The sequence below is a fragment of the Roseateles sp. YR242 genome (assembly GCF_900109745.1).
Lineage (GTDB): Bacteria > Pseudomonadota > Gammaproteobacteria > Burkholderiales > Burkholderiaceae_C > Roseateles.
This window is the reverse complement of sequence record NZ_FOAV01000018.1, coordinates 63,047-84,097: the sequence shown is the minus strand read 5'-3', so window position 1 is coordinate 84,097 and position 21,051 is coordinate 63,047. Positions and strand designations below refer to the sequence as shown.

The following is a 21,051-nucleotide window of genomic DNA, read 5'->3' as shown; positions in this document are numbered from 1 at the left end:
CTGTAACGAGGCGGTTCGAACGGGCGGGGGTGACTTCCCGCCAGCCGCGCAACGGCGGGCCGCCTGCCCGGAAACGGGTGTGAAACGCCTGCGCGAGATAGTCACGGCATTCAAACATTCGGGGGTTGGGCCATGACACTCGCGGCGCGCATCGAGACGGCGGTCAAGATCCAGAGTCTGCTGAAGGAACATGCCATCTCGGTGGACCCTGTCCGCCTGGCCTGTGACGCCGACTATGCATCCGCCATGGAACAGGCCTGCCTGCAGATTGGCCAACTGGATGAGTGCCTGCACCTCCTGAATGCGCTGGTGGACACCATCGTGCTGTCCGGCCTGCCCACCCGCGAGGAGGAGATCCGCCTGGGTGATGTGCATCCCGAGTTTGCCGACACCGTGGCCAGCGACCTCATGGATATCGACCTGGAGCAGGAGCAGGACGTGGACATCGATGTGGGCCAGACCGCGATTGCGCGCTCTCACCGCCGCGTGCGCACCCACTTCCAGGCCGGTATCGACTACCTGCGCCAGGACGACCACCTGAACACGTTCAAGTCCAGCCCGGAACTGCTGGCCGCCTTTGTTGTAGCTTCTGCCGCAGAAGTCCTGGCCAAGGCCTTGACGCAGGCCTCGGCCAAGTAAGTACACGCCAACCGACCATTTTTGTATTGCCATGGCAGCGTTTCACCTTCAGCACTGGATCTTCAGCGGTTTCATGGCGGGCGCCTTGCTGGGCGGCTTCATGAACCCGATGCGCGTCATCAACATTGCGGCGGCCTGTGCCGTGGCGGCTTTTGGCGCCATGTGCTGGTGGCCCGAGGCCTTTGGCGGGCAGGGCGCCGAGATCTTCGGCACCTTTGTGATGGCGGTGCCGGCTTGGGGCGGCGCGGCCGCAATCGGCGCGTTGGGCAGTTATCCGCTGGTGCGGGAGCTGCGCAAGCGGGGCTACCTGCGTCTGCGCAAGCGTGCCCGTTTCATGCAGCACCCGGACCAGTGAACGGCCTGCGCCCGTCCGATCCCGGCAGGGCCGGGCGGGGGGCGGATGGGCCGCCAAGGGTTAGCTCCAGTCATTTAGTAAGGTCACCGAACTAATATCACTGCAAGCGGTCAATTCATAGACCGCCGCAGTGCTGCATCAGCCGCGCTGCATCCAGTCAAGGAGACAGTGGATGCCGACATTCACGAGGCGCGGCGCCGTGCAGCTGGCATGGGCATCGGTTGCATGCGCGAGCCTGTCCGCCGCCGGCGACGTGGCCGCGCAAGCCCCCACCCCCCCACCGGGTTCGGCTGCCTCGGCGGCGGGGACGTCCGCGCGGGACATCGACATGGACCTGCGCAAGGCTGGCGCGGCGGTGGACCGCAGCTTTGATTTCGCGGTGGGCGCGGACTTCCCCGGCACGCTGGCGCGGGCGGATAGTCAGGCGCAGTTGAAGACGGCGGTGGATGAGCTTGGCTTCCGCCATGTCCGCTTTCATGCCGTTTTCCATGATGCGTTGAAGACGGTGGTGCGCGAACCGGACAGCCGGTTGCGTTACGACTTCGGCCGCATTGACGCGCTCTACGACGCCCTGCTGGCCAAGGGCATCCGCCCGTTTGTTGAACTGGGGTTCACGCCGGAAGCCATGGCCACGTCGGCGCAGACCATCTTCCACTGGAAGGGCAACACCTCGCACCCGGAGCCGAGCGCCTGGGCCGCGCTGGTGGACGCGTTTGCTCGCCATCTGCTTGAGCGCTATGGTGCGGACGAAGTGCGGCGGTGGCCGTTTGAGGTCTGGAACGAACCCAATCTGGACGGTTTCTGGGAAAAGGCCGACCAGGCCGCCTACTTCGCGCTCTATGCCAACACGGCGCGCACGCTCAAGGCGGTGGACCCGCAGTTGCGCGTGGGTGGCCCGTCCACGGCGGGGGCTGCCTGGGTGGTGCCCTTTTTGGCGTTCTGCAAGGCGGAGGGCGTGGCGGTGGACTTTGTCACCACCCACACCTACGGCGTTGAAGGCGGCTTCCTCGACGAATTCGGCCATGACGACAACAAGCTCTCGCGCTCTCCGGATGCCATCGTGGGCGATGTCCGTCGTGTCCGCGGCGAGATCGACGCATCGCCCTTCCCGGGCCTGCCGCTCTACATCACGGAGTGGAGCACCAGCTACAACCCGCGCGATCCCATTCACGACGCATACCTGAGCGCTCCTTACATCCTGGAGAAGCTCCGCCAGACCCAGGGTCTGGCCCAGGCCATGAGTTACTGGACCTACAGCGACCTCTTTGAAGAAGCCGGGCCTCCGCCTGCGCCATTTCATGGCGGCTTCGGGCTCCTGACCCGGGAGGGCATACGCAAGCCGGCGTTCTTCGCCTACAAGTACCTGCATCAACTGCAGGGGCAGCAACTTCCGCTGAACGACACGGGCGCACTGGCGGCGACGGCCAACGGCGGCACGACCACCATCGTCTGGGACTGGCGCCTTCCGGACCAGGACACCAGCAACCGCCCCTGGTTCAGCGAACCTCGTCCTGCGCAACGCCTGGCCCCTGCCATTCTTCGTTGGCAGGGACTTCGGCCTGGCACTTACCGCCTCCGCACCTATCGCACCGGCTTCGAAGCCAACGACGCCCACACGGCCTGGCTGAAGATGCGCAAGCCGGCGGAGCTCAGCAACGAACAGCTCCGGCAACTGCATGTGCTCACCGCTGACCGCCCTGAAGTCGATCTGGAAATCAAGGTTGGGCGTGACGGGCGTTGGCAGGAGCAGCTGCCCTTGCGTACCCACGACCTGGTGTTGATCACGCTGGAACCGACACAGCTCCGTTGATCCATCTGCGCCTTCACGCACTCGGTGGGCTTGGGGCCGAAGTTCAAACATCGAAGATCGATGGTCAGCGGTCCCCCGCCGCCCGATCATCAAACGGCGCAAACACCTCCGCCACCCAATCCACAAACAGCCGCAGCTTCGCGCTCAGATGCCGAGCTGCCGGATACACCACGTGCAGGGGGTGTGCCGGCCGCGTCCAATCGTCCAGCACTGTCCGCAAACGCCCACTGTCCAGATGCGGCTTCGCCGCAAACCGGAACGTCTGCCCCACCCCCACCCCAGACAGCAACGCACTCAGATGCGCCGTGCTCTCATTCACCGCCACCACCGCTTGCCCACTGACCAACAGGTGCTCATCCCCCCGATGGAACTCCAGCGGAAACGCCTTCCCTGTCAGCGATGAGAAATACCCGGCGATCCCATGCCCCGGCACGCCCCCACTGACGCCCGGCGCATCCTCACGCACCAGCAGCTCTGACGGATGTTTCGGCACCCCACGTGCCTTGAGATACAGCGGGCTCGCGCACGTCACCCAATCGAGCGTGGCGATCCGCCTCGCCACCATCGACGTGTCCGCCAGCGCCCCGCCCCGGATCACGCAATCCACCCCTTCGCCGATCAGATCGATCGGCCGGTCGCTCACCCCCAGGTCCACATACAGCTCGGGATGTTGGGCCCGAAAGGCAGGCAGGGCCGGGATCAGGATCATGTTCGCCAGCACCGAACCCACATCCACACGGATGCGCCCCTTGGCCTGTGCCCGTGCGCGTGCGGCCTGCTCGTCCATCTCCTCCAGGTCCGCAATCAGGCGCCGGGCCCGCTCGTAATAGGCCGCACCTTCAGGCGTCACGCTCACCCGCCGTGTCGTGCGCTGCAGCAGCCGGGTGCCCAAATGGCGTTCCAGATCCTGCACGAGCTTGGTCACCGTGGGACGGGGCACGTTCAGCGTGTCAGCCGCCTTGGAGAAGCCGCCGGATTCGGCGATACGAACGAAGACACGCAGGGCAAGCAGTTGATCCATGGCCATCAGCAGGAAGTGAAAGGAGACAAGGGTGGCGAAACGTCGTACGCCCAGGGAAGCGGCGCCGAGCAAACTCAGGAACAAGCGGTGAAGCAACCCTAACCCGATGCACCGGATGCACCGGATGCACCGGATGCACCGGATGCACCGGATGCACCGGATGCACCGGATGCACCGGATGCACCGGATGCACCGGATTATTCATGATCATGAATTAACAAGCAGCTCTTAGCGTATTTATTCATTTTCATGAATTTTTTAAGCTTCGCTCACCCTATCAACAAGTCCTCAGGACTTCTGGAACAGATCATGAGCAACAAACTCGCAGGCAAGGTCGCTGTCATCACGGGTGGTACCTCCGGCATCGGCCTGGCCGCCGCCAAGGCTTTCGCTTCCGAAGGCGCCCACGTCTACATCACGGGCCGCCGCAAGCCGGAGCTGGACGCCGCCGTTGCAGCCATCGGCCCCAAGGCCACGGGCGTGCAGGCCGACTCCACCCGCCTGGACGATCTGGACCGCCTCTACGAACAGGTCCGCGCGGCGCACGGGCGTATTGACGTGCTCTATGCCAACGCCGGCGGTGGCGGCATGGTGCCGCTGGGCGAGATCAGCGAAGCGCACTTCGACGACACCTTCAACCGCAACGTCAAGGGCGTGGTGTTCACGGTGCAGAAGGCGCTGCCGCTGCTGGACAAGGCCACCAACGGTGCCTCCGTCATCCTGGCCGGCTCCACCACCAGCAGCATGGGCACCGCCAACTTCAGCATCTACAGCGCCACCAAGGCGGCGGTGCGCAATCTGGCCCGCAGCTGGGTGCTGGACCTGAAGGGCCGCAACATCCGCGTCAACACACTCTCGCCCGGCCCGATCCACACGCCCGGCCTGGTAGAACTGGCGGGTCCGGACCAGGCGCAGCAACAAGGCCTGCTGGATTACCTGACCGGCCAGCTGCCGATCGGCCGCATCGGACAGCCGGAAGACATTGCCAAGGCAGCGGTGTACCTCGCATCGGAGGACTCCTCCTTCGTCACCGGCATCGAGCTGTTCGTCGATGGTGGCATGGTGCAGGTGTAAGGGTGACCGGGGGCGGGGAGAACGGCCATCGGCGGCATGACGATTGCCCCGGGGTCAGAACCCGCCCCCAGGCCTCCCATGACAGCACCCCGCCCGCAGCGCCCCTCCCCGCCGACACAAAGCGCCGCTGCTTCACGCACCCGCAAACAGGACCTGCCTGTTTCCGAGGTGCGTCGCTACCTTGAACCCGGCCCTATCGTGCTCGTCAGCTCCCACTGGCGCGGGCAGGACAACCTCATGACCATGGGCTGGCACCTGGTCATGGAATTCACGCCCTCGCTGATCGGCTGCGTGATCTCCTCGGCCAACCATAGCCACGAGATGATCCGGCGCAGCCGGGAATGTGTCATCAATCTGCCCACCACCGCATTGACCGACACGGTTGTGCGTATCGGCAACTGCAGCGGCGCCGAGGTGGATAAGTTTGCCGCCTTTGGCCTTGCACGCGGCGCTGGCGAGGTCGTCAAGGCACCGTTGGTGACGGACTGCCATGCCAACTTCGAATGCCGGCTCCACGACACGGCACTGGTCAAGCGCCATGACTTCTTCATTTTTGAAGTGGTGAAGGCCCATGTGGCGCCACGGCCCCGGCACCCGAAGACCCTGCACTACACCGGTGACGGTGTGTTCGTCGTGGCGGGTCAGGTCATCAGTCGCCGTCAATTGTTTCGTCCCGGCATGTTGTAGCTCGAAATGGAACTACGATCCCCGTCCCATAGGTGTGCCCAACCCCAAGGTGCCCTCCATGTCCCTGAGTCTTCACTACCATCCGCTCTCGTCCTTCTGTCACAAGGCGCTGATTGCGCTGTATGAACTCGACGTGCCTTTTGTGCCCCGTTTCCTCGACCTGGGCAATGCCCAGCGGCGCGCGGACTTCCTGGCGCTGTGGCCCACCGGCAAGATGCCGCTGCTGCAGGACAACGACCTGGTCATCCCCGAAACCAGCATCATCATCGAGTACCTGGCCACCCGCCACGCCGCAGCGTCCCAGACCCTCATCCCGGCAGAAGCCGCATCGGCACTCGAAGTCCGGCTGATGGATCGCTTGTGTGACCTGTATGTGATGCTGCCCATGCAGGCCATCGTGGCCGACCGGCTTCGGGAGGAAAAGGACCGCGACCCGATTGCCACCGGCAGAGGCCGCGACACGCTGGCCATGGCCTACGGCATGCTGGACGAACGCTTGCAAGGCCGTGCCTGGCTGGCCGGCGACCAATTCACCATGGCCGATTGCGCCGCCGCACCAGCGCTGTTCTATGCCTCCACACTGGTGCCCTTTGCTGCAAATCAGCAGCGGCTCAACACCTACTACAAGCAGTTGCTGCAGCGCCCCTCCGTCGCGCGGACACTGGACGAAGCCCGGCCCTACTTCAAGTTCTACCCCTATCGCGAAGCGCTTCCTGCGGCGTATCAGCCGCAGGACTGACGCAGCGCAGCCGCCACGTCCACCAGGCGCGTGACTTCGTAGGTGGGCACGGTGTGCGGGTCTCTGGCATGGCCATGGGGATTGAACCAGCAGGTCTCGATCCCGAACTGGTTGCCGCCCAGGATGTCGGCATCCAGGCGGTCACCCAGGATGACCGTGGTCTGTTTGTCGAAGGCTGAGGCGCGAGCCACCGCGTATTCAAAGAACCGGCTGTCCGGCTTCGCGTGGCCGCATCGCTCCGACGTGGCCACAAAGGCGATGTAGGGCGACAGCCCGGACGCCTCGATGCGCCGAGACTGGATGCGCTCCACGCCGTTGGTGATCACCCCCAGTTCGCCCACCTTGGCCAGCTCGGCACAAAGGGCCTGCGCGCCGTCGATCAGCACCACGGTGTCGGCCAGACTGTCCAGGTAGTGTTCGCTGGCCGTGGCGGCATCCAGGTCGAGCGCATGGCGTTCGAACGCAGCGCGAAAGCGCTCCACCTTGAGGAAGTCCTTGGACACGGTGCCCTGCTCGAAGCTGCGCCACAGGGCCAGGTTGATCGCCTGATAGTCCTTGAACAAGGCATCCAGTGGCTGGTCCATGCCCAGGGACCGCATCACGCGCCCGAAGGCCTCGCGCTCCGAGGCCTTGAAGTCGAGCAGTGTGTCGTCCAGATCGAGGAGAAAGAGTCGGTGTTTCATGCCACCGCCACTCTATCCGAGGCGGTGGCCCTGGGGGTCAGCGCGGCGTCGCGGCCACGGTGTTCACTGGCACACCATCACCCGCATCGTCTTGATGCCGGTGTAGGCCTGCGCGGCACTGGGCACCTCCTTGCGCTTGACGAGCGCACGACGGATGGTGCCATCCGGCATCCGCTCTTCCTTGAGGCAGAGCTCGGGGTTCAGGCTGAGGGCGATCTTCTCTTCCATGGACGGGCGCGGTGAATTGCTGCGAGGGTCCATCACCGCCGGATTGGCCAGCGAGCCGCGCAGCACCTCCCGGCCAGGGATGGCTGCCAGACGCTGCGGGCCCGACGCTGGGCCGGCGGGCAGATGCGCGGCACCGTCCAGGCCCACCCGGCCAAAGGACTGCGGTGCGTCTGTATCTGCCGACGTCGCCTCGTGCGCAGCGCCACCAGCCCAGCCGGACGAGTCGGGAAGCAGATTGATCTCGGTGCGCAAGCCCGCCAGGCTGGACAGCGGTGGTGGCGAGCCCAAGGGTGCAGGCAAGGCCATCCTGGCGGACGGCTGGGCCTGCTCCGCTGGCGTGGTGGGATCCGGGATCAGGCGAACCGTGCTCACACGCGGCGCTTCGTGCTCACGGGGCGTGATCAGTTTCATCTGCCAGGCCAGGAACAATAGAAACAAGTGGGCCAGTGCGGTGACAGATACCGCCACCCCACGCCTCGCCATTCCCGGAGGTTGATCTCGCCACGACGCCAGCGAACGGCTATACGGAATTCTCACTGCGCTCGGCATCCAGGCACACACCACAATCGGGACATGCTACGGATGCGCGCCGCACGTTTGGATGCGCCCCGGTGAGGCGCGCGTAAAGCCGTTGAAACGTCCCGGAATCACGCGGGCCAAGGGCCTCGATTCAGGTCTACGTGCGTCTCAAGAACCGGTACACCCCATAGATCACCGCGATCCAGACCGGCAACGCCAGCGCCGACAGGCGGACTTCCGGCGAACTCAACATGACCCCCAACACCAGCGCCATGACTGCCAGGCAAAAGAGGTTGGACACGGGCGCCACCGGCGCGGGGAACTTCGCCAGCGCCGCCTGAGCCCGTGCGCGGCGAAAGCGCCAGTGCGTGATGATGATCGTCATCCAGGTGACGACCAGCGCGCCCACGATGAGCGACAGCAGTGCCTCGATGACGCCAGAGGGCATCACGTAGTTGAGCAGCACGGTGACCGCCGTCAGGATGCCGGGAAACACAATGGCCGGCACCGGCACCCCGCGCCGGTTCACCTGGGTGAGCAGCCGGGGCGCGTTGCCCTCCCGTGCCATGCCGTAAAGCAGCCGGCTGGTGCAATAGACCATGCTGTTGTAGACCGACAGCGCCGCAGTGAGGATCACGAAGTTCAGCAAGTGCGCGGCCGTGCCCTGCCCCAGGCTGGCGAACACCTGCACGAAGGGGCTCTTGGCATAGGGGTCACCGCCTGCGGTGAGCTGGGCCACCAGTTGGTTCCAGGGCGTAAGCGACAGCAGCACCACCAGCGACCCGATGTAGAAGACCAGCACCCGCAGGATCACCTGGTTGATGGCGGTGGGGATGACTTTTTCCGGTTGCTCTGTTTCCGCCGCCGCAAAGCCGATGGTCTCGATGCCGCCGAAGGCGAACAGCACAAAGGCCAGTGCCATGGTGATGCCGCCGAGGCCCTTGGGCGCAAATCCGCCGTGGGTCCAGAGGTTGCTGAAGGATTGGTCGGGCCGGTCGGAACTGAAGAGCAGGTAGCAACCCATCACGATCATCGCCACCACGGTGACGACCTTGATGAGTGCGAACCAGAATTCGAACTCTCCGAAGGCACGGACGTTGACGAAGTTCAGCGCGTTGATCAGCACAAAGCAGACCGCCGCCGTGGCCCACACCGGCACCTGCGGCCACCAGAACTGGATGAACTTGCCCACGGCGGTGAGTTCGATCATGCCCACCAGCACATACAGCGCCACGCAGGTCCAGCCGGACAAGAAGCCTGTGAACGGCCCGCAGTAGCGGTTGGCGAAATGGCTGAATGAACCGGCCACCGGCTCCTCCACCAGCATTTCGCCGAGGAAGCGCATGATCAGGAAGATCACCAGGCCACCGATGCCATACGCCACCAGCGCGGCCGGGCCCGCCATCTCGATGATGCCCGCAGAGCCCAGAAAAAGGCCGGTGCCGATGGTGCCGCCGAGGGCGATCAGTTGGACATGGCGGTTGTGGAGCTGGCGGTCGAGTTGACCCTGGGTAGAGCGCTGCATGGGCATCAGTCTACGATGCCGTACCTTGCACAACAGGGCGCGGCGGCGCCTGCGCCAGCCCTGTTTTCCGGTGACGCAAAGACAGGTCAGACTCTCCCCATGAACTATCTCTTTCGACCAGCACTTCCTGAAGACGTCGCCGCTTGCATCGATCTCCGTGGGCGTACACGCGAGAACGCGGTGCCGGCCGCCCGGCTGGCGGCGCTGGGGATCACGGAAGCGTCCTGGTCGGCGCAGGTGCGCCAGGGCGAGCTACCCGGTTATGTAGCGCATGACGGCACCATCCTGGCCGGTTATTGCTTCGGTGATGCACGCAGCGGCGAGATCGTGGTGCTGGCGCTGCTGCCCGAGCACGAAGGAAAAGGGTTGGGTCGCCACCTGCTGGACAACACCGTGGCCCACCTGGCTTCGCTCGGCCACCAGCGCCTGTTCCTGGGCTGCTCGGCCAATCCCGCGCATCGCTCCCACGGCTTTTATCGCCGGCTGGGCTGGCGCCCCACCGGAGAGCGGGATGGCTATGGAGATGAAGTGCTCGAACTGAGGCTAGGCGGCTAACTTACAGTTAGCTACAAGCACCCTCACCATACGTAACTGAATGTGCGGTGCGACACTGTACGGCTGCGTTAATGCGGTATTCGTGATCAACGCGTGATCAACGTAGTCTGGGCGATGCAAGAACTTAGGGAACGCCTGCATAACCCATGCGGCAACGCTCTGGCTAGACTCCCGGTTCTGGCGCCTCCTCTTCGCCACCCTTCCTTTTGCTCAGCTTGCCCATGTCGGCCGGTCCGGCCGCAGGGCATTGGTCTCTCAACAGGTCTGCAACATGTCCGACAACGAACGCGACGGAACCCCGAGCGAACCCGCGCCGATGATGGTGCTTGGGCCCTGGCGTGCCTTCCGCTCGCCCATGGGCAAGCTGCATATCGCCAGCGAACTGGGCCCGGGCGCCGTCCGGATCACCTCCTCGCTCAGCGGCGTGGACCGCGTGGCGCGCATCGCCAAGACCAGTTCGGGCAACCTGTACCGTTTCGTCAGCCCGCCGGCGCAAGACCAGGTGACCTGCGGGATGCTGACCGACTACGCCGGCCGCGCCGGCCTGGCCGGCGCCAAGGATGTGAGCGCCACCTTGTGGCAGGCCATCGAGGAAAAGGCCGCCGAGCTGGCCCAAACCGCCTGAGCAGGCGCTGCCCCCGTCGGGTGGGGCGATCATGGCTTGTTTTGTAAACAAGACTAAACAAGAAGGAAAATCGGGCTCTCGGTGTTGACCCGTGCAGGAGCGACTTCAAGAATCGCCCCCACCCATGAGCTCAGTGACCATCCGCGATATTGCCAAGGCATCCGGCCTCTCCATCGGCACGGTTTCGCGTGGCTTGCGGAATCAGGCTGGCCTGTCGGAAGGCACGCGGCAGATCGTCCATGAATGGGCGGTGCGCATGGGCTACGACCTCACCCAACTGCGCCGCCACCGCATCCGGCGGGTGGGCTTCCTGCTGCACAGCCAGCACAACACCCTGGCGTCCAGCCCGTTTTTCTCCTCAGTGCTGCACGGCGCGGAACAGGTCTGCCGGCGCGACGGCATCACGCTGTCCTTCATCGTCGCCGGGCCCACGGACCGGGTGATCGACCAGAGCCGCGTCCAGCAGCTGGATGCCTTCCTCTGTGCCGGTTACTTCGAGCCCGAGATTCTCGAGGGCCTGCGCCGGACCGGCAAACCCATGGTGCTGGTGGACATGCACCGGCACGGCATCCCCTCCGTCAATCCGGACCATCAGCGCGGCAGCTTTCTCGCCACCAGCCACTTGCTGCGCAGCGGCCGCCGGCACATCGCCTTGATCTCCGGCTCACCCGCGCATTACAGCCTTCAGCAGCGGGCCCACGGCTACCGCCGTGCCCTCTTCGAGGCGGGTGTCCAGGCGGACCCCGACCTGGAGGTGGTGGCCTCGCACCTGGGCGACGGTGATGCCGGCGTGACCGCCGCCATGCGGCAGTTGCTGGCCCTGCGCAAGCGGCCGGACGCCGTGGTCTGCTTCAACGACAGCGCGGCGCTGGTCGCCATGCAGCAATGCCTGAGTGAAGGCCTGCGCATTCCGCAGGACATCGCCATCGTCGGCTTCGATGACATCGGTGGCGCCTCGGTCGCCCATCCGCCACTGAGCACGGTGCGGGTGGACAAGGAATCGCTCGGCGCCAAGGGCGTGGAGCTCCTGCTCAGCGCCACGACGCAGACCCCGCTTGAACTGGTCATGCCCGTTGAACTGGTCGTGCGTGACAGCTCCAGCAGCAACGATTAGCGCTCAAGCTCGAGTGCCTCCAACCCTGAACCACATGTCCAACCTGCCTGACTTTCGCTCCCCCGACGTGCTGCTGGCCCATGCCAGGCACACGATGCGCTTCTATCACCCCCGCTGCATCGACCCCAGCGGTGGCTTCTTCCATTTCTTCAAGGACGACGGCACCGTCTACGACGCGCATCAGCGCCATCTGGTGAGCAGCACGCGCTTTGTGTTCACCTACGCCATGGCCTACCGGCGTTTTGGCGACCCCGCCTATCTGGAAGGTGCTCGGCACGGTGTGCGCTTCCTGCGAGAGGCCCACCTGGACCAGGCCCGGGGTGGCTACACCTGGCTGCTGGACTGGCAGCACGGCCAGGCCAAGGTGATCGATGGCACCCGGCACGCCTACGGCATGGCCTTTGTGCTGCTGGCTTATGCGCATGCGGCCATGGCCGGCGTGGAAGAAGCTCGGCCGTGGATTGCCGAGACGTTCGACTTGATGGAGCGGCGCTTCTGGAGCGAATCGGCCGGGCTGTATGCAGACGAAGCCAGTGCCGACTGGCAGGTGCTTTCGCCCTATCGCGGCCAGAACGCCAACATGCATTCGTGCGAGGCGCTGCTGGCGGCCTTCAATGCCACTGGTGAGCGACGTTATCTGGCCCGTGCGGCGCTGATTGCTGAAAACATCACCCGCCGCCAGGGTGAGCGTTGCGGCGGTCTGATCTGGGAACACTACGACGCGCACTGGCAGCCGGACTGGATGTTCAACAAGCACGATCCCGCCAACCTCTTCCGCCCGTGGGGCTACCAGCCCGGCCACTTCACCGAATGGACCAAGCTGCTGCTGCAGCTGGAGGCCCACGGCAGCCGGCTGGATCAGGACCTGAGCTGGATCCTGCCCACGGCCACGCAGCTGTTCCGTGTGGCGGTGCGCCGCGGCTGGGATGCCGAGCATGGGGGCCTGTGTTATTCGCTCGCGCCCGACCTGACAGTCTGCGACCCGGACAAATACTTCTGGGTGCAGGCCGAAAGCACGGCCGCTGCCGCGCTGCTGGCGCAGCGCACCGGCGACGACGTTTACTGGGACTGGTACCAACGCCTGTGGGCGTACAGCTGGACGCACTTCGTGGATCACGAGCACGGCGCCTGGTACCGGATCCTGGACCGGGAGAACCGCAAACTCAGCGATGAGAAGAGCCCTGCGGGCAAGGTGGACTATCACACGATGGGTGCGTGCTACGACATCGTGTCTGTCCTGGAGGGACCCCGATAGATCAACAAGCACTTCCTGAATCTGCACAACCACACTCATAAACGGAGACAACAGATGATCAAGACGAACTGGACACGCCGCACCTTGCTGGGCACTGCGGCCATCATGGCGCTGTGCGCGTCGGCCGGCGCGGCGCAGGCGGGCGACCTGGAGGTCCTGCACTGGTGGACCAGCGGCGGCGAGGCCAAGGCCATTTCCGAGCTGAAGGACTCCATGCAGGCCAAGGGCCACAAGTGGAAGGACTTTGCCGTGGCCGGTGGCGCGGGCGATGCCGCCATGACGGTGCTGAAGTCCCGCGTGATTTCCGGCAATGCCCCCACGGCCGCCCAGATCAAGGGCCCGCTGCTGCAGGAATGGGCGCGCGAAGGCACCTTGAGCAACATTGACGACGTTGCCAAGGCCGAGCATTGGGACGAGCTGCTGCTGCCGGTCATCAGCAACATCGTGAAGTACCAGGGCCACTACATCGGCGTGCCGGTGAACGTGCACCGCGTGAACTGGTTGTGGGTCAACCCGGAAGTGATGCGCAAGGCTGGCGTGAAGCCGCCCACCACCTGGGACGAATTCTTCACCGTGGCCGACACCCTGAAGAAGGCCGGCGTCACGCCGCTGGCCCATGGTGGCCAATCATGGCAGGACTTCACCACCTTCGAGGCGGTGGTGCTGGGCACGGGCGGCCCCGAGTTCTATCGCAAGGCGCTGATCCAGCTGGACCCGGCCAGCCTGAAGAGCCCGACGATGGAGAAGTCCTTGAGCACCTTCCGCCGCCTCAAGGCCTACACCGACCGCAATGCGCCGGGCCGCGACTGGAACCTGGCAACAGCCATGGTCATGAAGGGCGAAGCCGCCATGCAAATCATGGGCGACTGGGCCAAGGGCGAGTTCCTGAGCGCCGGCAAGGTGGCGGGCAAAGACTTCCTGTGCGTCCCCGCCCCGGGCACGGCCAAGACCTACACCTTCAACGTGGACTCGTTTGCGATGTTCAAGGTGAAGGGCGAGGCCAACGTGCAGGCCCAGCGTGACATGGCGGTGGCCATCATGTCGCCGTCGTTCCAGGAGTCGTTCAACCTGGCCAAGGGCTCGATCCCGGTGCGCAAGGGCGTCAACCTGTCGAAGTTCGACGACTGCGCCAAGGCTTCCGCCACCGACTTTGCCGACGCGGGCAAGGCCAACACGCTGCTGCCGTCCATCGCGCACGGCATGGCGGTGTCTCCTTCCGCCGAGGGCGCCATCAAAGACGTGGTCAGCCAGTTCTGGAACAGCGAGCAGATCACGCCCGCACAGGCGATGGATCGGCTGGTGGCGGCGGCCAAGTCGCAGTAATGCCGGGATGCGGTGATTGAAAACGGGGAGCTCGACGATCGCGTCGAGCTCCCCGTCAGACGGCCATCACGGCCAGCCCCCGCTGCCGCCCCGGAGCCACGCACGCTGGTTGCCTGGCGCCGTTGCGGCGCTCACTTACTTGCAGACGCTGGCGTCCACCGCCGAGCCATCCCACAGGCGCTTCAGGTTGTTGTACTTGTCCAGTGAGACGGTCTGCCAGTCATCCAGCAAGATGCCGCCCGTGTCGCCGGAGTTGGGGTTCCAGGACCAGTAGAAGAAGTTGCGCGTGCCCTTGCACTTCAGCCAATCCACCATCTTGACCTGCCACTGGCGGTCCTTGTCGGTGAAGCGGCCGCCAAACTCGCCCAGCACCACCGCATACTGGCCCATGAAGCGGCCCAATTGGTTCTGCCAGATGGCCGGCATGTTGTTCGGGAAGCCCGTGCCGTCGTTGAAGTAGGGCTGGTTGCTGACCGACGGACCGTAGATGTGCGGCGACAGCACCAGCTTGTTGCGCGGGATCTTGGTGGTGTCGATCGGGTAGCAGGACACCGGCTCGATATTGCCGCCCCACCAGTGCGCATCCGGGTTCTCGCAACGGCCGCCGTTGTCGGAGACGCCTTCCACAAACACCAGCAGCTTGCTGTTGCTCGTGAGCACGGCACTGCCGGCACGCTCTGCCGCCAGCTTCCAGTCATTGTTGATGTCGCCCGTGCCCCAGAACGCGCCGCTGCCACCTGTGCTGTGCGGCTCGTTCTTCAGGTCGATGGCGAAGACGTTGGGGACATTCTTGTAGCGGTCCGCGACGAACTGCAGATCCGCCACCCACTGGTCCAGCGTGTAGCCAGGGATCTGCGGCGTGCTGGAGATGGCATTGCAATCCGGACGGTGATGGTCCAGCAGCACATAGAAGCCCTTGGCAGCGAACTCCGCCACGATGCGGTCCAGCACTTGCAGCGGTGTCTTGTTGGCCAGGTCGGCGTTGACACTGACATTGAGCGCACCACTGGGGCGGCCGGTGGAATGCAGCGTGGTCGGGCAGAACGGCAGACGGACGGCATTGAAGCCCAGGTCCTTCATCTGCGTGATCATGTCCTTGTAATTGCGCTGCCACAGGCCGTGTGCCACCAGATCCGGCGTTTCGAAGCCGAACCAGTTCACACCACGCAGGGACACCACGGCGCCCTGGCTGTCCAGGATGCGGCCGTCGGTCGCCACACTGAACGGCAGCGCGAACTGGCCGGTCGCAGGAACGGAGAGGTCGCCTGCGGGGGCGGGGGCGGGGGCGGGGGCCGGTGCGGGTGCGGGCGCAGGGGCTGGTGCAGGCGACGGCGCAGGCGCTGGTGATGGCGCGGGGGCCGGGGACGGAGCGGGTGCTGGAGAAGGTGCCGGGGACGGTGCCGGGGCGGGTGAAGGCGCCGGCGCCGTGCCCGCTTCGGTGATGCGGAACGACGTCGGGCTGGGTGCCGTGCCGTTGCCGCAGAAGCCGATCTCGAAGCTTTGACCTGCGGCGGCCGGCGAATTCCAGCTGATGCCGGTCACCGACACCGTGGTGGCATTCACCTGCTTGAAGGTGCCATTCCAGCTGCCATTCAATTGCCCATTGGGCATGTCGAACAGCAAGGTCCAGACACCACTGGCTGTGGTGGCTGGATTGCGAATGGTGACGCGAGAGCAGAAGCCGCCGGTCCAGGTGTCCTGAGCAACCGCAATGGTCAGCGCAGCATGCGCCGGCATCACGGCACCAAAGGCCAGGGCGACAAGACTGCTGCGCAGGATGAATCGGGTGGGGAGAGGACGCATGATGACAATGCCTCGTTGACTGCAGAGGCAATCAGTTTGCTTTACGGCCCCGAAAGATCCAGCAATAAATGGTAAGCCAACGTGGACAAGCACTGTCCGGGTCCGCGAATCGCGTCTGCCATTGCGAGCCGTGCAGTGTGTACAGCTGCAGCCCGCCCCATCCAGCGGCTTATGCTCAATCGTTTCAATTGCAGACCGTGGTGTCTGCGGCAGAACCGTCCCACAGGCGCTTCAGGTTGTTGTACTTGTCCAGTGAGACGGTCTGCCAGTCGTCCTGCAGGATGCCGCCCGTGTCACCGGAATTGGGGTTCCAGGACCAGTAGAAGAAGTTGCGCGTGCCCTTGCACTTCAACCAGTCCACAAACTTGACCTGCCATTGGCGGTCCTTGTCGACGAACTTCCCGCCGAATTCACCCAGCACCACGGCGTACTGGCCCATGAAACGCCCCAGCTGGTTCTGCCAGATGGCCGGCATGTTGTTGGGGAAGTTGGTGCCATCGTTGAAATACGGCTGCGAGCTGACCGAGGGGCCGTAGATATGCGGCGACAGCACCATCTTGCTGCGCGGGATCTTGGCCGTGTCGATCGGGTAGCAGGAGAACGGCTCGATATTGCCGCCCCACCAATGCGCATCCGTGTTCTCGCAACGGCCGCCGTTGTCCGACACGCCCTCCACAAACACCAGCAGCTTGCTGTTGGTGGCCAGCACCGCGCTGCCTGCCCGCTCGGCCGCCAGCTTCCAGTCGCTGTTGATGTCGCCCGTGCCCCAGAAGGCGCCGCTGCCGCCACTGCTGTGAGGCTCGTTCTTCAGGTCGATGGCAAAGACATTGGGAACATTCTTGTAGCGGTCCGCGACGAACTGCAGGTCGGCCACCCACTGGTCCAGTGTGTAGCCGGTGATCTGCGGCGTGGTGGAAATGGCGTTGCAGTCCGGGCGGTGGTGGTCCAGCAGCACATAGAAGCCCTTGGAGGCCAGCTCGGCCACCACCCGGTCCAGCACCTGCAGCGGCGTCTTGTCGGCCAGGTCCGGATTGATGGTCGTATTGAGCGCACTGCCCGGGCGGCCCGTGGAACGCAGTGTGGTCGGGCAGAACGGCAGACGGACGGCATTGAAGCCCAGGTCCTTCATCTGCGTGATCATGTCCTTGTAATTGCGCTGCCACAGGCCGTGTGCCACCAGATCCGGCGTCTCGAAGCCGAACCAGTTCACCCCGCGCAAGGACACCACGGCGCCCTGGCTGTCCAGGATGCGGCCGTCGGTCGCGACATTGAACGGCAGCGCGAACTGGCCGGTCGCAGGGACGGACAGATCTCCGGCGGGTGATGGGGCCGGTGCCGGTGCCGGTGCCGGTGCCGGGGCCGGGGCAGGAGATGGCGCGGGCGCTGGTGAGGGCGATGGCGCGGGTGTTGGCGCTGGAGCTGGAGACGGCGCAGGGGTAGGAGCCGGCGTTGGCGCGGGTGCTGGCGCCGGGCTCGGGGCGGGTGAAGGAGAAGGAGAAGGCGCCGGAGAAGGTGAAGGTGAAGGTGAAGGCGCTGGAGAGGCGGCCGGTGCGGGCGTCGGCGCGGCCGCATCACTGTCCTTGTCGGCCCCTCCGCCGCAAGCAGTCAACGAGGCAGCGGCAAGCAGCAAGGCAATGCCGGGGCTGATGCTGGACATCGAGGGCGGACGGGGACACTTCATCACGGCGGCAGTCTGAATAGGGACAGGGCCGCGATGATCTGCGAAGGCGGTTTACGACATCGTCACAATGTGTCTGCTCCTGCGCTCATTTCGTCTCCATTGGTAAGGCCGCCCCCGCGCTTCAGCACCATGACAGACTCAAGACCAACCCGTAACAACACGGGTTTGAGGGACAGGCGCTCGATGGTCAGGCCCTTGATCCAGCGCTGACACACACCGGTCACCCGACTGTCAAAACGCCTCCTGAAGATGCAGGCCGACCCCGCATCACAGGAGCTCCCATGCCCACCCCTTTCGCTTCGCTGGCCCGTCTGGTCCTTCCGCTGACCCTGGCCCTGGCCGCCTCGCTGGCGTCCGCCACCGTGCTCACCTTCGACGACCTGGGTGAGGACGGCTATGTGCCGGTCGATTACGGCGGCCTGGACTGGTCCGGCAGCAGCTGGTTCCAGTACGCCGGTGAACAGTCGCCCTTCACGGCCCACTCGGGTGACCGCCGTGCCACCCTGGGCTGGGACGGCAGTGCCGACACCAGCGCCGTCCGTTTCACCTCCGCCAGCACCTTCGCCGGCGCCTGGTTCGCCGGATACGAGGGTGTGACGGTGAGCATCGACCTCTACAGCGGCGGCCTGCTGGTGGGCAGCACCGCCACGTTGGACCTCGGCGCGTCCCCGGTGTTCCTCGCCTCGGGATACGCGGGCCTGGTGGACCGCCTGGTCTTTCGCAGCAGTGACCCGGCCAACTTCGTGATGGACGACCTGACCTTTGCGGCCGCTGTGCCCGAACCCACCACCGGCGTCCTGCTGCTGGCCGGCCTCGGCCTGGTCGCCTTTGTCGCCCGCCGCCGCCAAGCCTGATCAAGAGGAGCCCCGCCATGACGCAGCCCACCACCCCTCCCCGTCGCGAGTTCCTGCGCGCCATCGCCGGCACGGCCGGCGCCACCGCCGCCCTGGCCAGCTTCCCGCCGTCCATCGCGCGGGCCCTGTCCATCCCGGCGGCGCGGCGCACCGGCACGCTGATGGACGTCGAGCACATCGTGATCCTCACGCAGGAGAACCGCTCCTTCGACCATTACTTCGGCACGCTCAACGGCGTGCGCGGCTTTGCGGATCCGTTCCCGATCCCGGTGGCCGACCAGGCCGCCGCCGGCATCATCGGCAAGACCGTATGGACACAGCCCACCGCCGCGGGCAGCGCTGTGCGCGCCACCGCCCCCTTCCACCTCAACACCGCCCAGAACTTCGCGGTGATGCGGGTGAGCGGTACGCCCCACTCCTGGACCGATGCGCAGGCCGCCTGGGACCAGGGCCGCATGAATGCATGGCCGCTGGCCAAGCAGAACCACTCGATGGGGCACTTCGAGCAGGCGGACATTCCCTTCCAGTTCGCACTGGCCAATGCCTTCACGCTGTGCGATGCCTACCATTGCGCCACCCAGACCGGCACCAACACCAACCGGCTGTTCCTCTGGTCCGGCACCAACGACCCCCTGCGCAAGGGCAACGGCCCCTCCACCGACAACAGCCATGACTGGTTCAATGCCAACCCGGCCGACGATTACACCTGGACCACCTACCCCGAGCGCCTTCAGGCCGCCGGCGTCAGCTGGCAGGTCTACCAGAACATGGCGGACAACTTCACCGACAACTCGCTGGCCGGGTTCAAGGTGTTCCGGGACGGCTGGTACCTGCGCCCCGGTTATTCGCAGGCGTTGAAGGACCGCGGCATCTCCACCCGCGACCTGGACCTACTGCGCGATGACGTGGTCAACAACCGCCTGCCGCAGGTTTCCTGGGTGGTCGCCACCGCCGAAGGGTCCGAGCACCCAGGCCCGTCCAGCCCCGCCCAGGGCGCGGACTACACCGCCAAGGTGCTGGACGCACTGACCGCCAATCCGGAGGTCTGGAGCAAGACCGTCCTGTTCATCAACTTCGACGAGAACGACGGCTTCTTCGACCACGTGCCGCCCCCGGCCGCGCCGGCCTACGCCAGCTGGAATGAAGACCCGGCCAAGGCGGTGCTGGCGGGCGCCTCGACGGTGGACACCACCGGCGAATACAACGAGATCCTCAACGGCTCCTCGCCGCTGTATCTGCATCGGCCCTACGGCATGGGCCCGCGGGTGCCCATGTATGTGATCTCCCCCTGGAGCAAGGGCGGCTGGGTGAACTCGCAGGTGGCGGACCACACCTCCTTCCTGCGCTTCGTGGAGGCCCGCTTCGGTGTGAAGGAACCCAACATCAGCGCCTGGCGGCGCGCGGTGGCCGGCGACCTCACCTCCTGCTTCAACTTTGCCGACCCGGAAGACAGCGAGTTCTTCTCCAGGCTTCCCAGCACCGTGGCCCTGGCCAACCGGGCGCGTGCACTGCCGGGCACCACCACCCCGGCCACGCCCGGCAGCGTGGTGGCGCCGCAGCAGCTCTCCGGGGTGCGTCCCGCCCGTGCGCTGCCTTATGACCTCCAGGTCACGGCGCGCGTCCTGCCCAGCGCCGTGCTGGGGGCCACCACGCTGGCGTTGAGCTTCGAGAACACGGGCCGGGCTGCAGCCGTGTTCCATGTCTATGACCGGTTGCGCCTGGCGGACCTGCCGCGCCGCTACACCGTGGAGGCCGGCAAGCAGCTCACCGGCAGCTTCGCCCCCGTGGCCAGCGGCGCTTACGACCTGTGGGTGGTCGGCCCCAACGGCTTTCACCGCCATCTGGCGGGCAACGCGCGCCGCGCAGCGGCGGCTGGCCAGCCCAATCCGGACGTCCAGGCCCGTGCGGAACCCGCCAGCGGCGAGCTGGTGCTCACGCTCACCAACACGGGCCCGGTGGCCGCCAGCTTCACGCTGGTCCACAACAAGTACCGCCAGGTCCCCGCACAGACCATCCAGGTGCCGGCGCGCAGCAGCAGCGCGCTGCGCATTCCGGTGGCCACCAGCGCGCACTGGTATGACGTCTCCCTGCGTGTGGGCGGCCAGGCGGACTTCCTGCGCCGGCTGGCGGGCCACATCGAAACCGGCGCGCCGTCGGTGTCGGATCCGACGATGGAGGGCACGGCGGTGATGGCACAGTACCGAACCGCCGGATGAGTGTCGGGCCTGGCTGACCGGGTTCGGCCACGTTGGGCCGGGCTCGGCCAGGTTCGGATGCGGTTAACATTCGTCCCGCCTTGGGTGCGCGCCTTCCATCAGGAATGCGCGTTAAACGGGAAACCGGTGACGCTGTGATCCACAGCCATTCCGGTGCAGCCCCCGCTGCTGTAAGCCAGACGACCCTGCATACCAGCCACTGTGAAGTTCACGGGAAGGCGCAGGGAAGGATGATGGCGAGCCAGAATACCGGCCCGATGGCGACATGTCAGCACCATTCCCCGGGGCGAGGGAGGCCGTTGTCGGTACTGCGCGACCAGGATCGGTCTCGCCGTCGCTGATGTT

The 21,051-nt window shown here is 65.5% G+C and carries 19 protein-coding genes and 1 riboswitch; of the genes, 13 read left to right on the top strand and 6 right to left on the bottom strand.

Annotated features, from left to right (window positions below; translation table 11 throughout):
• The first annotated feature begins 132 nt into the window (after positions 1–132).
• From BMY53_RS23265 to BMY53_RS23255, 3 genes are all read left to right on the top strand, one after another.
• Positions 133–639 (top strand): hypothetical protein, encoded by a 507-nt coding sequence (locus tag BMY53_RS23265; RefSeq protein WP_092949195.1) that lies wholly within the window; start codon positions 133–135, stop codon positions 637–639.
• A 31-nt stretch (positions 640–670) separates the two neighbouring features.
• Positions 671–994, top strand: a complete 324-nt coding sequence (locus tag BMY53_RS26110) for a hypothetical protein (RefSeq protein ID WP_092949192.1) — start codon at positions 671–673, stop codon at positions 992–994.
• Positions 995–1,166: 172 nt separating this feature from the next.
• Complete coding sequence (locus tag BMY53_RS23255) at positions 1,167–2,804, top strand: GH39 family glycosyl hydrolase (protein ID WP_092949190.1); 1,638 nt, start codon at positions 1,167–1,169, stop codon at positions 2,802–2,804.
• 64 nt (positions 2,805–2,868) lie between these two features.
• Here BMY53_RS23255 and BMY53_RS23250 read toward each other — a convergent pair whose 3' ends face one another.
• A complete protein-coding gene (locus tag BMY53_RS23250) occupies positions 2,869–3,825 on the bottom strand; it encodes a LysR family transcriptional regulator (protein WP_092949228.1) in 957 nt (318 codons plus the stop codon).
• A gap of 309 nt (positions 3,826–4,134) precedes the next feature.
• On the opposite strand from BMY53_RS23250, the gene BMY53_RS23245 reads away from it, so the two are divergent.
• The 3 genes from BMY53_RS23245 to BMY53_RS23235 all read left to right on the top strand — a co-directional run bounded on the left by BMY53_RS23245 (position 4,135) and on the right by BMY53_RS23235 (position 6,325).
• Positions 4,135–4,899: an SDR family NAD(P)-dependent oxidoreductase gene (locus BMY53_RS23245; protein WP_092949188.1), complete on the top strand. Its 765-nt coding sequence runs from the start codon at positions 4,135–4,137 to the stop codon at positions 4,897–4,899.
• A gap of 78 nt (positions 4,900–4,977) precedes the next feature.
• Entirely contained in the window at positions 4,978–5,586 is a 609-nt protein-coding gene (locus tag BMY53_RS23240) for a flavin reductase family protein (protein WP_092949186.1), read from the top strand.
• A gap of 58 nt (positions 5,587–5,644) precedes the next feature.
• On the top strand, positions 5,645–6,325 hold the full coding sequence (locus tag BMY53_RS23235) for a glutathione S-transferase family protein (RefSeq protein ID WP_092949226.1): 681 nt from the start codon (positions 5,645–5,647) through the stop codon (positions 6,323–6,325).
• Here the strand turns inward: BMY53_RS23235 and BMY53_RS23230 are convergent.
• From BMY53_RS23230 to BMY53_RS23220, 3 genes are all read right to left on the bottom strand, one after another.
• Entirely contained in the window at positions 6,310–7,008 is a 699-nt protein-coding gene (locus BMY53_RS23230) for a YjjG family noncanonical pyrimidine nucleotidase (RefSeq protein ID WP_092949184.1), read from the bottom strand. The two genes, BMY53_RS23235 and BMY53_RS23230, sit on opposite strands and share 16 nt — an antisense overlap.
• A gap of 63 nt (positions 7,009–7,071) precedes the next feature.
• On the bottom strand, positions 7,072–7,647 hold the full coding sequence (locus BMY53_RS23225; RefSeq protein WP_143074204.1) for a hypothetical protein: 576 nt from the start codon (positions 7,645–7,647) through the stop codon (positions 7,072–7,074).
• 265 nt (positions 7,648–7,912) lie between these two features.
• Positions 7,913–9,280, bottom strand: a complete 1,368-nt coding sequence (locus tag BMY53_RS23220; protein WP_092949224.1) for an amino acid permease — start codon at positions 9,278–9,280, stop codon at positions 7,913–7,915.
• A 99-nt stretch (positions 9,281–9,379) separates the two neighbouring features.
• On the opposite strand from BMY53_RS23220, the gene BMY53_RS23215 reads away from it, so the two are divergent.
• The 5 genes from BMY53_RS23215 to BMY53_RS23195 all read left to right on the top strand — a co-directional run bounded on the left by BMY53_RS23215 (position 9,380) and on the right by BMY53_RS23195 (position 14,152).
• Entirely contained in the window at positions 9,380–9,835 is a 456-nt protein-coding gene (locus BMY53_RS23215; RefSeq protein ID WP_092949180.1) for a GNAT family N-acetyltransferase, read from the top strand.
• A 271-nt stretch (positions 9,836–10,106) separates the two neighbouring features.
• Positions 10,107–10,460, top strand: a complete 354-nt coding sequence (locus BMY53_RS23210; RefSeq protein ID WP_092949178.1) for a hypothetical protein — start codon at positions 10,107–10,109, stop codon at positions 10,458–10,460.
• 124 nt (positions 10,461–10,584) lie between these two features.
• Entirely contained in the window at positions 10,585–11,574 is a 990-nt protein-coding gene (locus BMY53_RS23205; RefSeq protein WP_092949176.1) for a LacI family DNA-binding transcriptional regulator, read from the top strand.
• Positions 11,575–11,608: 34 nt separating this feature from the next.
• Positions 11,609–12,829, top strand: a complete 1,221-nt coding sequence (locus BMY53_RS23200) for an AGE family epimerase/isomerase (protein WP_092949174.1) — start codon at positions 11,609–11,611, stop codon at positions 12,827–12,829.
• A 54-nt stretch (positions 12,830–12,883) separates the two neighbouring features.
• Positions 12,884–14,152 (top strand): ABC transporter substrate-binding protein, encoded by a 1,269-nt coding sequence (locus tag BMY53_RS23195; protein WP_177201015.1) that lies wholly within the window; start codon positions 12,884–12,886, stop codon positions 14,150–14,152.
• A 135-nt stretch (positions 14,153–14,287) separates the two neighbouring features.
• On the opposite strand, the gene BMY53_RS23190 is transcribed toward BMY53_RS23195, so the two are convergent.
• Both BMY53_RS23190 and BMY53_RS23185 read right to left on the bottom strand, forming a co-directional pair.
• Positions 14,288–15,955, bottom strand: coding sequence for a cellulase family glycosylhydrolase (locus tag BMY53_RS23190; protein WP_092949172.1), 1,668 nt, complete (start codon positions 15,953–15,955; stop codon positions 14,288–14,290).
• A gap of 184 nt (positions 15,956–16,139) precedes the next feature.
• The gene (locus tag BMY53_RS23185; protein WP_177201014.1) at positions 16,140–17,183 is read right to left on the bottom strand and encodes a glycoside hydrolase family 5 protein; all 1,044 of its coding nucleotides are present in this window, start codon (positions 17,181–17,183) and stop codon (positions 16,140–16,142) included.
• A gap of 734 nt (positions 17,184–17,917) precedes the next feature.
• On the opposite strand from BMY53_RS23185, the gene BMY53_RS23180 reads away from it, so the two are divergent.
• On the top strand, positions 17,918–18,490 hold the full coding sequence (locus BMY53_RS23180; protein WP_092949169.1) for a PEP-CTERM sorting domain-containing protein: 573 nt from the start codon (positions 17,918–17,920) through the stop codon (positions 18,488–18,490).
• A 17-nt stretch (positions 18,491–18,507) separates the two neighbouring features.
• Positions 18,508–20,706 (top strand): phosphocholine-specific phospholipase C, encoded by a 2,199-nt coding sequence (locus BMY53_RS23175; protein WP_092949167.1) that lies wholly within the window; start codon positions 18,508–18,510, stop codon positions 20,704–20,706.
• 65 nt (positions 20,707–20,771) lie between these two features.
• Positions 20,772–20,979, top strand: a riboswitch (cobalamin riboswitch).
• Positions 20,980–21,051: the final 72 nt, after the last annotated feature.